The organism is Nonomuraea rhodomycinica, assembly GCF_013363995.1.
GTDB classification, from domain to species: domain Bacteria; phylum Actinomycetota; class Actinomycetes; order Streptosporangiales; family Streptosporangiaceae; genus Nonomuraea; species Nonomuraea rhodomycinica.
Genome location: NZ_JABWGO010000010.1, coordinates 19,138 through 32,760, shown reverse-complemented (window position 1 = coordinate 32,760; position 13,623 = coordinate 19,138). Strand labels below are relative to the sequence as shown.

At 70.1% G+C, this 13,623-nt stretch carries 17 protein-coding genes and 1 tRNA gene; 9 read left to right on the top strand and 9 right to left on the bottom strand.

The features are described from left to right. Positions 1-10: 10 nt before the first annotated feature. Positions 11-712 carry an endonuclease III gene (gene nth / locus HT134_RS32125; protein ID WP_175604242.1) on the bottom strand — a complete coding sequence of 234 codons (702 nt, stop codon included), beginning with the start codon at positions 710-712 and terminating at the stop codon, positions 11-13. A 62-nt stretch (positions 713-774) separates the two neighbouring features. Here nth and HT134_RS32120 point away from each other — a divergent pair, with 62 nt between their 5' ends. Beyond that, positions 775-1,455, top strand: coding sequence for a Crp/Fnr family transcriptional regulator (locus tag HT134_RS32120; protein ID WP_312888605.1), 681 nt, complete (start codon positions 775-777; stop codon positions 1,453-1,455). Here HT134_RS32120 and HT134_RS32115 read toward each other — a convergent pair. From HT134_RS32115 to sp36, 4 genes are read right to left on the bottom strand one after another with little or no spacing between them, the layout of a single operon-like run. Then, positions 1,437-2,228 carry an MBL fold metallo-hydrolase gene (locus HT134_RS32115; RefSeq protein ID WP_175604241.1) on the bottom strand — a complete coding sequence of 264 codons (792 nt, stop codon included), beginning with the start codon at positions 2,226-2,228 and terminating at the stop codon, positions 1,437-1,439. The two genes, HT134_RS32120 and HT134_RS32115, sit on opposite strands and share 19 nt — an antisense overlap. Beyond that, a complete protein-coding gene (locus tag HT134_RS32110; RefSeq protein ID WP_175604240.1) occupies positions 2,225-3,037 on the bottom strand; it encodes an NUDIX hydrolase in 813 nt (270 codons plus the stop codon). Before HT134_RS32110 ends, HT134_RS32115 begins: the two co-directional genes overlap by 4 nt. A 60-nt stretch (positions 3,038-3,097) precedes the next feature. Further along, positions 3,098-3,556, bottom strand: coding sequence for a RidA family protein (locus HT134_RS32105; RefSeq protein WP_312888604.1), 459 nt, complete (start codon positions 3,554-3,556; stop codon positions 3,098-3,100). Continuing rightward, complete coding sequence (gene sp36 / locus HT134_RS44900; protein WP_217708645.1) at positions 3,553-3,708, bottom strand: Sp36 family protein; 156 nt, start codon at positions 3,706-3,708, stop codon at positions 3,553-3,555. The genes HT134_RS32105 and sp36 overlap by 4 nt, the downstream gene beginning before the upstream one ends. Before the next feature lie 77 nt (positions 3,709-3,785). Between sp36 and bagA the strand changes: the two genes are divergently transcribed. Beyond that, positions 3,786-4,787, top strand: a complete 1,002-nt coding sequence (gene bagA, locus HT134_RS32100) for an ATPase BagA (RefSeq protein ID WP_175604238.1) — start codon at positions 3,786-3,788, stop codon at positions 4,785-4,787. After that, positions 4,784-5,932: an ATPase BagB gene (gene bagB / locus HT134_RS32095; protein ID WP_175591024.1), complete on the top strand. Its 1,149-nt coding sequence runs from the start codon at positions 4,784-4,786 to the stop codon at positions 5,930-5,932. Before bagA ends, bagB begins: the two co-directional genes overlap by 4 nt. Positions 5,933-5,971: 39 nt before the next feature. Here the strand turns inward: bagB and HT134_RS32090 are convergent, their stop codons facing one another. Beyond that, positions 5,972-6,268 carry a WhiB family transcriptional regulator gene (locus tag HT134_RS32090; RefSeq protein WP_148036282.1) on the bottom strand — a complete coding sequence of 99 codons (297 nt, stop codon included), beginning with the start codon at positions 6,266-6,268 and terminating at the stop codon, positions 5,972-5,974. A gap of 279 nt (positions 6,269-6,547) precedes the next feature. Here HT134_RS32090 and HT134_RS32085 point away from each other — a divergent pair, with 279 nt between their 5' ends. After that, positions 6,548-8,800 carry a transglycosylase domain-containing protein gene (locus tag HT134_RS32085; protein ID WP_312888603.1) on the top strand — a complete coding sequence of 751 codons (2,253 nt, stop codon included), beginning with the start codon at positions 6,548-6,550 and terminating at the stop codon, positions 8,798-8,800. Between the two features lie 149 nt (positions 8,801-8,949). Here the strand turns inward: HT134_RS32085 and HT134_RS32080 are convergent, their stop codons facing one another. Continuing rightward, on the bottom strand, positions 8,950-9,405 hold the full coding sequence (locus tag HT134_RS32080; RefSeq protein ID WP_175604236.1) for a GatB/YqeY domain-containing protein: 456 nt from the start codon (positions 9,403-9,405) through the stop codon (positions 8,950-8,952). Positions 9,406-9,494: 89 nt separating this feature from the next. Here HT134_RS32080 and HT134_RS32075 point away from each other — a divergent pair, with 89 nt between their 5' ends. The 3 genes from HT134_RS32075 to HT134_RS32065 all read left to right on the top strand — a co-directional run bounded on the left by HT134_RS32075 (position 9,495) and on the right by HT134_RS32065 (position 10,938). Beyond that, complete coding sequence (locus tag HT134_RS32075) at positions 9,495-10,358, top strand: metallophosphoesterase (RefSeq protein ID WP_175604527.1); 864 nt, start codon at positions 9,495-9,497, stop codon at positions 10,356-10,358. 86 nt (positions 10,359-10,444) lie between these two features. After that, positions 10,445-10,518 (top strand) — tRNA-Pro (locus tag HT134_RS32070). A gap of 147 nt (positions 10,519-10,665) precedes the next feature. Then, on the top strand, positions 10,666-10,938 hold the full coding sequence (locus tag HT134_RS32065; protein ID WP_175604235.1) for an SHOCT domain-containing protein: 273 nt from the start codon (positions 10,666-10,668) through the stop codon (positions 10,936-10,938). Between the two features lie 21 nt (positions 10,939-10,959). Here the strand turns inward: HT134_RS32065 and HT134_RS32060 are convergent, their stop codons facing one another. Beyond that, the gene (locus tag HT134_RS32060; protein ID WP_217708644.1) at positions 10,960-11,415 is read right to left on the bottom strand and encodes a hypothetical protein; all 456 of its coding nucleotides are present in this window, start codon (positions 11,413-11,415) and stop codon (positions 10,960-10,962) included. A gap of 85 nt (positions 11,416-11,500) precedes the next feature. Here HT134_RS32060 and HT134_RS32055 point away from each other — a divergent pair, with 85 nt between their 5' ends. Continuing rightward, the gene (locus HT134_RS32055) at positions 11,501-12,088 is read left to right on the top strand and encodes a hypothetical protein (protein ID WP_175604234.1); all 588 of its coding nucleotides are present in this window, start codon (positions 11,501-11,503) and stop codon (positions 12,086-12,088) included. Between the two features lie 12 nt (positions 12,089-12,100). Here the strand turns inward: HT134_RS32055 and HT134_RS32050 are convergent, their stop codons facing one another. Continuing rightward, the gene (locus tag HT134_RS32050; RefSeq protein WP_175604233.1) at positions 12,101-12,727 is read right to left on the bottom strand and encodes a GAP family protein; all 627 of its coding nucleotides are present in this window, start codon (positions 12,725-12,727) and stop codon (positions 12,101-12,103) included. Between the two features lie 93 nt (positions 12,728-12,820). On the opposite strand from HT134_RS32050, the gene HT134_RS32045 reads away from it, so the two are divergent. Continuing rightward, on the top strand, positions 12,821-13,612 hold the full coding sequence (locus HT134_RS32045) for an alpha/beta fold hydrolase (RefSeq protein WP_175604232.1): 792 nt from the start codon (positions 12,821-12,823) through the stop codon (positions 13,610-13,612). Positions 13,613-13,623 lie beyond the last annotated feature (11 nt).

The following is a 13,623-nucleotide window of genomic DNA, read 5'->3' as shown; positions in this document are numbered from 1 at the left end:
TCGATCGCGGTCACGAGAAGGGGCCGGAGCGGACGAGCTTGGCCGCCTGGGCGGAGTCGGTCGGGCCGGCGCCGTACGAGGGGCAGAGCGCGGCGAGCGGGCACACCCCGCAGGCCGGGCGGCGGGCGTGGCAGATGCGCCGCCCGTGCCAGATGAGCCGGTGGGAGAACACCGTCCACTCCCGCTTGGGGATCAGCTCGCCCACGAAGTGCTCGATCTTGACCGGGTCGGTCTCCTCGGTCCAGCCGAAGCGGCGCACGAGCCGCTGGAAGTGGGTGTCCACGGTCAGGCCGGGCACGCCGAAGGCGTTGCCGAGCACGACGTTGGCGGTCTTGCGGCCGACGCCGGGCAGCGTGACGAGGTCCTTCAGCTTGCCGGGCACCTCGCCCCGGTAGCGCTCGGTCACGGCCTTGGCCATGCCGATGATGCTGTTGGTCTTGGCCCGGAAGAACCCGGTCGAACGGATGATTTCTTCCATCTCGGATGGGTCTGCGGCGGCGTAGTCCTCAACAGTGGGATACTTCGCAAAGAGGATGGGAGTCACCATGTTGACTCGTTTGTCCGTGCACTGAGCGGAGAGGATCGTCGCTACCAGCAGTTCGAGCGGGGTACCGAAGTCGAGCTCGCAATGTGCGTCGGGGTAGGTTTCCGCAAGGATGCGATTCATCCTGCGGGCACGACGGACGAGGGCGAGCCTTGACTCTTGGGGCATTCCCCTAGCCTATGTGCGGCGCCTTCAGTGGGGTGCGTCACAATGGCAGCAGAGGAGGCAGAGTGAACACCGAAGATGTGCTGGGCAAGGCCCCCCTGTTCGCCGCGCTCGACCGCGAGAGCGCAGCGGCGCTGCGCACGAGCATCACCGAGGTCCAGCTGTCGAAGGGGCAGACCCTCTTCCACGAGGGCGAGACGGGCGACCGGCTCTACGTCGTCCTCGAAGGCAAGATCAAGCTCTCGCGCCAGTCGCCCGACGGCCGCGAGAACCTGCTCAGTGTGCTCGGTCCCAGCGAGATGTTCGGCGAGTTGTCGCTGTTCGACCCCCGGCCGCGCACGGCCAGCGCCACGGCCCTGACCGAGGTGCGGCTGGCCGGCCTGGGCCACGACGACCTGCGCCCCTGGCTGACCGGCCGCCCGGAGGTGGCGCTCCACCTGCTGCGCGCCCTGGCGCAGCGGCTGCGCCGCACCAACGACGTGCTGGCCGACCTGGTGTTCACCGACGTTCCCGGACGGGTGGCCAAGCAGCTCCTCGACCTCGCCGAGCGGTTCGGCACCAAGACCGAGGACGGCCTGCGCGTCCACCACGACCTCACCCAGGAGGAGCTGGCCCAGCTCGTCGGCGCCTCCCGCGAGACCGTCAACAAGGCGCTGGCCGACTTCGCGCAGCGCGGCTGGCTGCGCATCGAGGCCAAGGCCGTGGTGATCCTCGACATGGACCGGCTCTACAACCGCTCCAGGTAGTCGAGCTGGGCCCGCACCGACATCTCGGCGGCGGGCCACAGCGAGCGGTCCACCTCCGCGTACACGATCTCGACGATGGCGCGCGGCGTGCGCGCGCCCCGCGCCATCGCCGCCCGGATCTGGTCCAGCCGCTCGCGCCGGTGGGCGAGGTAGCCGTCGAGCGCGGCGACGGGGTCGGGCAGCACCGGGCCGTGGCCGGGCAGCAGCGCCCGCGCCTCCAGGCTCTCGGCCGTCGCCCGGAGGCGGTCGAGGCTGCGCAGGTAGTCGGCCAGGCCGCCGTCCTCGGCGATGACGGTGGTGCCCCGCCCGAGCACGGTGTCGCCGGTGAGCATCGCCCGGTCGGCCGGCAGCCAGAAGCACAGCGAGTCGTACGAGTGCCCCGGCGTGCCGTACACGTGGATCTCCACGCCCCCGGCCGTCACCACGTCACCCTCGGCCAGCCCCTCGCCGCCCAGCCGGTGGCGCGGGTCGAGGGCGCGCACGGGGGCGCCGACCAGCTCGGCGAAGCGCCGGGCGCCGCCGCTGTGGTCGGAGTGCCCGTGGGTGAGCAGGATCTCGCTCACCCGGCGCTCCCCCAGGCGGTCCCGGACCCGGAGCAGGTGGCGCTCGTCGTCGGGGCCCGGATCGACGACCACCACCTCCTCCGCGCCGCCGACGACCCACGTGTTGGTGCCGTCGAGCGTCATGAGCGACGGGTTCGGCGCGAGGAGGTTCTCGGCGTGCTCGGTGCGCGAGCCGTCGGGCGTGCCGATCGGGATGTACAGCCCGCTCACGCGACCACCAGCCGCAGCTCGCCACCGACCTCCACGACGCGCGGCATGATCGTGACGATCTCGCGCGGGGCGGCCAGCACGGCGTCCACGCCGTCGTGCTCGGCCAGCTCGGTCAGCGTGCGGTACGTCGGCGGCATCAGGAAGATCTCCCCCGCGCGGGCCTGGCCGAGGGCCTCGGCCGGGCGCCGCCAGGTGGCGTGGTCGGCCTCGCCGCCCACGTCGCGGGCGCGCTGCCCCTCGGGCAGCACCGCGACGAAGAACCTGGTGTCGAAGCGCCGCGGCTCGATCTCCGGGGTGATCCAGTGGGCCCACGGCTTGAGCAGGTCGGAACGGAGCACGAGCCCGCGCCGGGACAGGAAGTCGGCGAAGGCGAGCGTGCGGTCGACGAGCGCGAGCCGGTCGGCCTCCCAGTCGTCGCCGGTGGTGTCGGCGACCACCGACCGCTCGTCGGGGCCGGCGAGGAGCACGCCGCACTCCTCGAAGGTCTCCCGTACGGCCGCGCACACCAGTCCCCGCGCGACCCGCTCGTCCGCGCCGAGCAGCCGCCCCCACTCCTGCGGGGACGGGCCGGCCCAGGCGACGGCCTGATCGGTGTCGCGCGGGTCGACGCCGCCGCCGGGGAAGACGTGCGCGCCCGCCGCGAAGGCCATCGTCGACTTGCGCCGCAGCAGGTAGACCTCCAGGCCGTCCTGCCCCTCGCGCAGGACGACCACGGTGGCGGAGTCGCGCGGCGGCTCCGGCGTGACGCGGCCGGACAGGACGTCCCTGGCCCGCGCGGCCAGCTCGCCCGGAAGCGGAAGACCTGTCACATGACCTCCTTCAGAACACCACTCGGTCATCGTGACATATCCGGATCCGGGGTTTTTGCCTCAGGAGACCTCGGCGATCAGCTCCACCTCGACCGGCGCGTCCAGCGGCAGCGAGGCCACCCCGACCGCGCTGCGCGCGTGCCGCCCGGCCTCGCCCAGCACCTCGGCCAGCAGCTCGCTGGCGCCGTTGGCCACCTGCGGCTGCCCGGTGAAGCCCGGGTCGCTCGCCACGAACACGACCGCCTTGACGATCCGGACGACCCTTCCCAGGTCGCCCACCTCGGACTTGAGCGCGGCCAGGGCGTTGAGCGCGCAGATCCGCGCCATCTCCCGGCCCTCGTCCACGGTCAGCTCCGCGCCGAGCTTGCCCACCAGCGGCAGCTTGCCCTCGACCAGGGGCACCTGGCCGGAGGTGTAGACGAGGTCACCGGTGCGCACGGCCGGCACGTACGCGGCCAGCGGCGGCACCACCTCGGGCAACGTCAGACCGAGCTCGGCGAGTCTCTGCTCCGGGGTCACTGCTTCTCCCTCTTGAAGTAGGCGACGAGCTGCTCGGGCGAGGCGCCCTGCACGATCTGCACCAGCTCCCAGCCGTCGGCGCCGAAGTTGTCCAGGATCATCTTGGTGTTGTGGATCAGCACCGGGGCGGTGAGGTACTCCCATTTCTTCATGGGGGCCACACTAATGTGAGCAATCTCAAAGGGCAGGCGTCGGCTGGCCGCAAGTGACCGTTCGGTAGCCTCAAAACGTGGAGTCTCGGGACACCGATTGGGACGGCGTGCGCCTGCACGTCGTCACCGGCAAGGGCGGAACCGGCAAGACGACGGTGGCCGCCGCCCTCGCCCTCGCGCTCGCCTCCGGTGGCCGCAAGGTGCTGCTGGTCGAGGTCGAGGGCCGCCAGGGCATCGCGCAGATCTTCGACCTGCCGCCCCTCCCGTACGAGGAGCGCAAGATCGCGGTGGCCCCGTCGGGCGGCGACGTCTACGCGCTGGCCATCGATCCCGAGGAGGCCATGCTCGACTACCTGGAGATGTTCTACGGCATGCGCCGGGCCGGTCGCGCGCTGACCAAGATGGGCGTCGTCGACTTCGCCACCACGGTCGCCCCCGGCTTTCGCGACGTGCTCGTCACCGGCAAGACCACCGAGGCGGTGCGCAGGCGCGGCAAGAACGGCAAGCGCGTGTACGACGCGGTCGTGCTGGACGCCCCGCCCACGGGCCGCATCACCCGGTTCCTCAACGTCACCCAGGAGGTGGCCGGCCTGGCCAAGGTCGGCCCGATCAAGAACCACTCCGACCTGGTCAGCGGCGTCGTGAAGTCCCCGGAGACGGCGATCCACTTCGTCACCCTGCTGGAGGAGATGCCGGTGCAGGAGACGCTCGACGGCATCGCCGAACTGCGCGAGGCGGGCCTGCCGGCCGGGGGCGTCTTCATCAACATGGTGCGCGAGTCCCAGCTCCCCCGGGCCGCCCTTGACAAGGCTGTCAAGGGCGGATTCGACATCGCCGAGCTCGCCCTGGGCCTCAAGGCGGCCGGGCTCGCCGACCACGCCGACGCCGACTCGGTGGCCGAGGCGCTGGCCGGCGAGGTCCTCGAGTACGCCCACCGCGCCGTGCTCGAACACGAGGAGCGCGAAGCGCTGTCCGAGGCGGCGCTGCCGCGCTACGAGCTGCCGCTGCTCGCCGACGGCGTCGACCTGGCCGGCCTGTACGAGCTGGCCGAGAGCATCCGCACCCAAGGAGCAGCGTGAAGGACGCGAAGAGATCCGCGGCCAGGCCGGTCCCGCTCGACATCGACGCGATCATCGACGACCCGGGCACCCGGATCATCGTCTGCTGCGGGGCCGGGGGCGTGGGCAAGACCACCACGGCGGCCGCCCTGGGGCTGCGCGCCGCCGAGCGCGGCCGGTGCGCGGTCGTGCTCACCGTCGACCCGGCCAGGCGGCTCGCGCAGTCGATGGGGCTCACCGAGCTGGACAACACGCCCCGGCTGGTCAGCCGGCACGAGGGCGGCGGCCAGCTCTACGCCATGATGCTCGACATGAAGCGGACGTTCGACGAGATCATCGAGGCGCACGCCGACCCGGAGCGCGCCCGGCAGATCCTGTCCAACCCCTTCTACCAGTCGCTGTCGTCCAGCTTCTCCGGCACGCAGGAGTACATGGCGATGGAGAAGCTCGGCCAGCTCCGCCGCTCCGACGAGTGGGACCTGATCGTGGTGGACACGCCGCCGTCCCGCTCCGCGCTCGACTTCCTGGACGCGCCGGAACGGCTCGGCAGGTTCCTCGACGGCAGGTTCATCCGGCTGCTGACCGCCCCGGCCAAGGCCGGTGGGCGCAGCGCCTTCAAGCTGCTCAACGCCGGGTTCGGGCTCGTCGCGGGCGCCATGACCAAGCTGCTCGGCGCGCAGGTGCTCAAGGACCTGCAGACGTTCGTCTCGGCCCTGGACGCCGTCTTCGGCGGCTTCCGGCAGCGCGCAGAGCTGACGTACAAGCTGCTGCAGGCGCCGGGCACCGCGTTCGTCGTCGTGGCCGCGCCCGAGCGCGACGCGATGCGCGAGGCGTCGTACTTCGTCGAGCGGCTCGCCGAGGAGCGCATGCCCCTCGCCGGCCTGGTGGTGAACCGCGTCCACGACGCGCCCGCGAACGGCCTGTCCGCCGCCCGCAGCGCCGCCGCGGCCGAGGACCTGGAGTCGCGTGGCGAGCACGAGCTGACCGCCGCCGTGCTGCGGCTGCACACCGGCAGGATGCAACTCGTGGCCCGCGAGCACCGGGAGCAGGAGCACTTCGTCTCCGCGCATCCCACGGTGCCGGTCGTCCAGGTTCGCGCCATGTCGGAGGACGTCCACGATCTCGCGGGTCTGCGCCAGATCGGAGAGCTCCTGGCGAGCGCATGAGTACGGCCGGCGTCGTACGCCGGCCGTACTCCGGGCAACTCAGCCCGCGATCAGCTCATTGGTGCGCTCGTACTCTTCCTTGGCGGACTCGAGCAGCTCGCGCCACGAGTCCACGTCAGGCCGCCGCCGGAGCAGGGCCCGGCGTTCCCGTTCCGTCATACCGCCCCACACCCCGAACTCGATGCGGTTGTCCAGCGCATCGGCGAGGCATTCGGTACGGACCGGGCATCCTCGGCAGATCAGCTTAGCCCTGTTCTGTGCGGCTCCCTGGACGAACAGCGCGTCCGGGTCCGCACCACGACAGGCGGCACGGGAGGTCCAATCCGTGATCCACATTTTTCGACCCCACTCCCCTTAGGTGGTCAGTCGTCATTTGGGGCCGACGGGCGCGGGCGCCGAGCCTCCGTATTCAGTTGCCGCAGAGGAGAACGTACGCAACTAGACGTTCGGGCCGACAGACCCCAGAGGACCAATTTCTCGCCGCTCCGTTGACCGGGAATGACTAGTCACCCCCGTCAGTCAAGGCGAAATGTGATCGAGTTACCGATAAGGTCACCCTTTCGACGTACCCTGGATGCTGTGCAAGCTCAGGGTAAAGATCGTTCCTCACCGTTCGTGAACATCGTGCGCCTGATCGCCGCCGGCGCGGCGGCCGGCGTGCTGACGGCCGCGATCGCGCTGCCCGCCGTCGGCGGGGCGGGAATCACCGCAAACACGGCGATGAAGGAGATCAATCTCAAGCCGGAGGATCTCGAAGAGCCTCCGCTGCCCGAGCGCACGGTCCTGAAGGACGCCGACGGCAAGCAGATCGCGCAGTTCTACTACGAGAACCGCCAGTCGGTGACCCTGGACAAGGTCGCGCCGATCATGCAGACGGCGCTGATCTCGATCGAGGACTTCCGCTTCTACCAGCACGGCCCGATCGACGTCGAGGGCACGGCGCGCGCGCTGGTGAAGAACATGACGACCGGCGGCGTCACCCAGGGCGGCTCGTCGATCACCCAGCAGTACGTCAAGCAGGTGCTGGTCAACGCGGCCGAGACGCCCGAGGAGCAGCAGGCGGCCATCGCCCCGACCGTGTCGCGCAAGCTCAACGAGCTGCGGTACGCGATGGCGATGGAGAAGAAGTACTCCAAGAACCAGATCCTGGAGAAGTACCTCAACATCGCCTACTTCGGCGCGGGCGCCCACGGCATCCAGGCCGCCTCCCGCAGGTTCTTCGACAAGCCGGCCGCGGAGCTCAACCTCGTCCAGGCCGCCACCCTGGCCGGCGCCGTGCAGAACCCGGCCCGCACCGACCCGAGCGTCGGCAAGAAGGCCCAGAAGCTGCTGCTCGACCGGCGCAACACGGTCCTCGACCGGATGGCCCAGCTCGGCAAGATCACTCCGCAGGAGGCGGCCGAGGCCAAGAAGAAGAAGCTCGGCTACAAGGGCATCGCGGCGCCGGGCGGCTGCGAGGCGAGCAAGTACCCGTACTTCTGCATGTACGTACAGAACGAGATCCTCAACAACGACGCCTTCGGCAAGACCCCGCAGGAGCGCCTGAAGCTGCTCCAGCGCGGCGGCCTGGAGATCAAGACCACGATCAGCCCGAAGATGCAGGCGGCCTCCGAGAAGGCGATCAAGGAGTACGTCAGCACCAAGGACAAGCCCGCCGCCGCGCAGGCGATGATCGTGCCGGGCACGGGTGAGATCAAGGCCATGGCCGCCTCGCGCAAGTTCGGCGGCAACAAGAAGAAGAACGAGGTCAGCTACAACATCGTCGCCGACGCCAAGCACGGCGGCGGCGTCGGGTTCCAGCAGGGCTCGACCGCCAAGGCGTACACGCTGGCCGCGGCGCTGGAGGAGGGCTACAAGTACGGCGACGGCTTCCCGTCGCCGGCCGGGTACTCCGCTCCCAGCTACGGCGCGTTCCGCGACTGCAAGGGCAACCGGGTCGGCGACCCGAGCCACGAGGTGCGCAACTCCAGCGAGGGCGGCGGCGGCTTCAAGACCCTGCAGACCGGCACGTGGGGCTCGGTCAACACGTTCTTCATGAAGCTGGAGGAGCGGGTCGGCCTGTGCAAGGTGGTCGACCTGGCCAAGCGGCTCGGCCTCAAGCGCGCCGACGGCGGCAAGCTCGGCGAGTACGAGACGTTCACGCTCGGCATCAACGAGGTCGACCCCGTCACCGTGGCCAACAGCTACGCCGTGTTCGCCTCCCGCGGCCAGTACTGCAAGCCGCTCGCCATCACCGAGATCAAGGACCGGTACGGCAAGATCAGGCAGTTCAAGCCCAAGTGCTCCAAGGTCATGGACCCCGAGGTCGCCGACGCCGTCAGCGGCATCCTGTCGGGCGTCTTCACCAAGGGCACCATGCAGGAGGTCGGCGGCATCGGCCGCGACGCCGCCGGCAAGACCGGCACCACCGACGACTACACCGCCGCCTGGTTCGCCGGCTACACGCCGAACCTGGCCAGCGCGGTCAGCCTCGGCGACCTGCGCGGCGCGTTCAAGCACAAGCTGATCGGCGTCACGATCGGCGGGCGTTCCTACTCGTACGTGTACGGCGCGTCGATCTCCGGCCGCATCTGGAAGCAGGCCATGCTGGGGGCGCTCAAGGGCGTCGAGGCCGCCGAGTTCACCCCGGTCAACCAGGAGCGCTTCGGCGGCTGCGGCGACAACTGCGCGCCCAAGCCGAAGAAGAAGCAGGAGGAGGAGGGTAGTCCGCCGGACCTCCTCGACCAGTTCCGTGACCAGTTCGACAACCGCGACCAGGGCGACCCGGGCAACGGCCGCCGGCGTGGCCGCGGCGGCGACAACGGCGCGACCGGCACCCCGCAGACGCCGCAGACCATCACCGAGGACCAGATGAGGCGCGGCCGCTGAGCCCGCCCCTGGGCTGAGCCGGCCGGAGGCCTCCGTCCCCCTGGGCGGAGGCCTCTCGCATGCCGCCACGGGCCCTCCTGGGCCCGCCCACCGGCTCCCCGCGGGACCCGGCCTCGGCCCGGCCTACCGGGCCCCGGGCTCGGCCCGGCCTACTGGGCCAGGCGCGCGCGGACCGCGGCGGCGACCCGGCCGCCCTCGGCGCGCCCGGCGACCTTCGGGTTGACCGCCTTCATGACCTGGCCCATCGCCTGAGGCCCGGCCGCGCCCGTCTCCGCGACGGCCTCGTCGACGAGGGCCCGCAGCTCCTCGTCGCTGAGCTGCGCGGGCAGGTACTCCTCCAGCACCGCCATCTCGGCCAGCTCGGCGTCGGCCTGCTCGGCCCGGCCGGCGCCGCGGAACGCCTCGGCCGCCTCGCGCCGCTTCTTGGCCTCCTTGGTCAGCACCTTGACGACCTCGTCGTCGGAGAGCTCCCTGGCCTCCTTGCCGGCGACCTCCTCGACGTTCACCGCGGCGAGTGCCATCCGAATCGTCCGGAGACGTACCTCGTCCCGGCCCTTCAACGAGGCCGTGAGATCGGCCTTCAGCTTGTCCTTCAATGCGCTCATGACGTCCATCTTGCCGTCTGGCCGGACGGCACGTGCCCGTTGTCGGGCATCATGAGTACGTGAGGAAAGCCGTCTCAGTACCCCTGTCCATGCTCGGTCTCGGCCTGGCCGGGCTGGGTTACGCCTCCGTCGTCGAGCGCAACTGGTTCCGGCTGCGCCGCTTCGACGTGCCGGTCCTGGAGCGCGGCCGGCGGCCGGTGCGGGTCCTCCACCTGTCCGACCTCCACCTGACGCCGCGCCGCGACATGCTCATCAAGTGGGTGCGCTCGCTGGGGGCGCTGGAGCCCGACCTGGTCGTCAACACCGGTGACTCGATCGCCCACCCCGACGCCGTCCCGTCGCTGCTGTACGCCTTGGAGCCGCTGCTGTCGCGACCGGGCCTGTTCGTGTACGGCTCCAACGACCTGTACGCGCCCAAGCCCAAGAACCCGGCCCGCTACCTGTGGCGCACCTCCAAGAACGACCGCCGCCAGCACGTGCCGTCGTTGCCGTGGGAGGAACTGGGCGCCGGCATGGCCGCCGAGGGCTGGCTCGACATGAACAACACCACGGCCCGGATCAAGGTCGGCGACCTCGACGTGGCGGTGGCGGGCATCCACGACTCCCACATCGACCTCGACCGCTACGACCGGGTGGCGGGCCCGGCGCCGGCGGACGCCGACCTGCGGCTCGGCGTCATGCACTCGCCGGAGCCGCGCAACATGACGCGCTTCGCGGCCGACGGCTACCAGCTCCTGCTGGCGGGCCACACGCACGGCGGGCAGCTCTGCGTCCCCTTCTACGGCGCGCTGGTCACCAACTGCGGCATCGACCGGGCCCGGGTCAAGGGCCTGAGCCGGCACGACTCGGCCTGGCTGCACGTCTCGGCCGGCCTGGGCACCTCGCCGTACGCGCCGGTGCGCTTCGCCTGCTTCCCGGAGGCGACGCTGCTGACCCTCGTCCCCCGCCGCTGAGCCGGGCGCGGATCGGGCGGCGACGGCGTCACAAGCACCCGCGAAGTCCGCTAGACTTTCCCAAGCACGAGCAAGACGGCGTGCACCGGGGTGTAGCGCAGCTTGGCAGCGCGCTTCGTTCGGGACGAAGAGGTCGTGGGTTCAAATCCCGCCACCCCGACTCGCAGGCAAGGGCCTGATCGCTGGAGACAGCGGTCGGGCCCTTGTTCGTTCGTCGACCGCCTACCTAAGACCCTGCCCAAGGGGACGAAGGACCTCTGCCGGGGCCCCCGAGGGGCGCGCAGGCTGGAGGAGAGCGAGAAGGCAGGTGGTCACGATGATGTGGGGTTACGGCACCGGCGGATGGGGCATGGCCCTCATGATCTTCACCACGGTGGTGTTCTGGGGCGCGCTCATCACGGCGATCGTGCTGGCCACCCGCTACCTGAGCAGGACGACCAGCGGTGAGATGCCGCCCCGCCGGGTGACACCGGAGGACATCCTGGCGCAGCGGTTCGCCCGCGGGGAGATCGGCACCGACGAGTACCAGGCCCGCCTGGCGACCCTGCGTGGCCGGCACGACCACCCGGTCGGCGGCTGAACCCGGCCGAGGTGTTCCGGCTCACCACAGCTGTGCCCGGACGAATCCGGCCAGCAGCACCGCGAAGCCGCCGATCTCACCGACCATCAGCGCGACCATGAACAGGCCCGTGCCGCGTACGGGGTGACGCCGCTGGTTGTCGGTGTCACGACGCCAGCCGTGGTAGACGTACGAGCCGATCGCGGCCACGAAGAAGAAGATCACGATCCCCGCCGCCGCCAGGTCGACCGGCGGGGGCCAGTCGCTCAGTTCGACGAACGCCGCGAGCAGCAGCGTCGCGAACGAATAGAGCAGGGCGGCTCGATGCGCGATGTCCACATAGGGATGAGCCACGTGTTCCGCCGAGACAGCCATCTGGCGGTACTTCCAGACGCCCAGCAGCAACGCCAGCAGAAAGATCAGCCCCGCCGCCAGCAGGACCATCGTGGCGTCCGCGCTCAGCACCATGGTGGACGACCTCTCGCATAACTTGAACACGTATGTACGATTTATGTCTGAGATCGTAACACCCGTCAAGCGAACAGCCAGCGGATGACAAGTACGGATGCGTAGCTTGCCGGACATGAGAAAGCGCTTCGCCGCCCTTGCCCTGGTATCGGCTACTTCCCTGCTCGCGACAGCAGCCCCGGCCTTCGCCGACTCGGCCGCCGAGCAGACCAAGACCCTCTCCTTCCGCGGGATGACCCTGAAGATCCCCGCCGACTGGAAGGTGCACCGCAAGGGCGACACGGTCGTCGTGGTCACCGGACTGCTGTGCAAGAAGCCGGAGGCGTTCGCACCGGACTGCGAGAGCTTCTGGATCTTCGGCCCGAAGGCGTACACGAACGTCCCCGTCGGCGGCGGTTCCGTCACCTACACCGGCAAGTACCAGTTCCACCCCTCCAGCGGCGTGATCCCCTGCCCGTACAACTCCCGGCTGAGCTGGATGCACGGCGAGAAGGCGTCCTACCGGGGGCTGCGCCAGGTGGGTCCCGGCCACAAGGCGCAGTACACCGTCTGGCCGAACACCTGCGTGACGAACGACACCGGCCGCGTGCAGTCGAAGTGGAACCAGCGCGAGTGGTTCCTGCCGAAGTCCAAAATCCTGGTGGTGGACGCCTGGAACACGTACGGCCTGCCGAGCGTGCTCAAGCGGGCCACCTGGAGCTGAGCCGCGCGGGGCTCACGCGAGGATGAGCACGATGAAGATCAGGCAGGCCAGGATGTTGATCAGCCAGCCGTTCGTGTTCGCCCAGGTCCGCACCTGCGGCATGACCTTCTTCGCCCGCCGGTGGAAGATCAGCAGGGCCAGGAGGGGCAGGGCGGCGATCAGCACCGTGGCCGCGAGGAACGGCACGGCCGCCGCCAGGCTCTCTCCGGCCTGCGCCAGCCGGACGCCCACGGTGGCCATCACCATGAGGTCCGAGGGCATGAGCAGGATCAGCAGGAATCCGGTCGTGAAGGCTTTGCCCGGCCCGGCCTCCATGAGCGCGCCGAGCCATTTCGGCGGCTCGGCGCTCGCCCGGGTCACGTAGTTCTTGACCGCGAGGGCGGCCAGCAGGACGACCAGCGCGATCTGGATGATCGTGCCCAACGACCCGTGGTCGGCGGGACGTCCCAGCGTCTCGCCGCCGAGCAGCAGGAAGAGGGCGCGCAGGATCGCCACGCCGATCGTCGCGGCTAGGGCCACTCCCGCGAGGAACGCCAGTGATGCCCGCACGGGCCGCTCGGTGGTCGCCAGGATGACGGCCGACACGATCTGCGGCCCCATCATCATCGTGACGGCGAGCGGGAGAATCGCGAGCTCCACGTCGTGGGGATGCCCAGCGAATGCGGCCCTATCGCGCCTTTTGCCATCACCTGACAAGGTTTGAGCGATTTTGATGGCCTATGCTCGGAAATCATGAGCGTACTGGTACGCAACCACGTCAAGGTCTCGGGCCGCCCTGACGGCAAGCCTCTGATGTTCGCCCACGGCTTCGGCTGCGACCAGAACATGTGGCGCCTCGTCGCGCCCGCCTTCGAGGACGCGTACAAGGTCGTGCTCTTCGACTACGTCGGCGCGGGACACTCCGACCTGTCGGCCTACGACCCGGAGCGTTACTCCAGCCTCCACGGGTACGCGCAGGACGTCCTCGACATCTGCCACGAGCTGGACCTGACGGAGGTGAGCTTCGTGGGCCACTCCGTGAGCTCCCTCGTCGGCGTGCTGGCCGCCAACGCCGAGCCGGACCGCTTCGCCGACCTCGTGCTCGTCGGCCCCTCACCCCGCTACATCGACGACGAGGGCTACGTCGGCGGCTTCAGCGCGCAGGACATCGAGGAGCTGCTGGAGTCGCTCGACAGCAACTACCTCGGCTGGTCCAGCCAGATGGCGCCGGTCATCATGGGCAACCCGGAGCGGCCGGAGCTCGGCGAGGAGCTGGCCAACAGCTTCTGCCGCACCGACCCGGACATCGCCCAGCGCTTCGCCCGGGTGACGTTCCTGTCGGACAACCGCGCCGACCTGGACCAGTGCCGCACGCGGGCGCTCGTCCTCCAGTGCGCCGACGACGTGATCGCCCCCGAGGCCGTCGGCCGGTACGTCCACACGGCCCTCCCCGGAAGCGAGCTGGTGCTGATGCGCGCCACCGGCCACTGCCCGAACCTCAGCGCCCCCGAGGAGACGATCGCGGCGATCAAGGCGTTCCTGTGACCCGAGCCCAG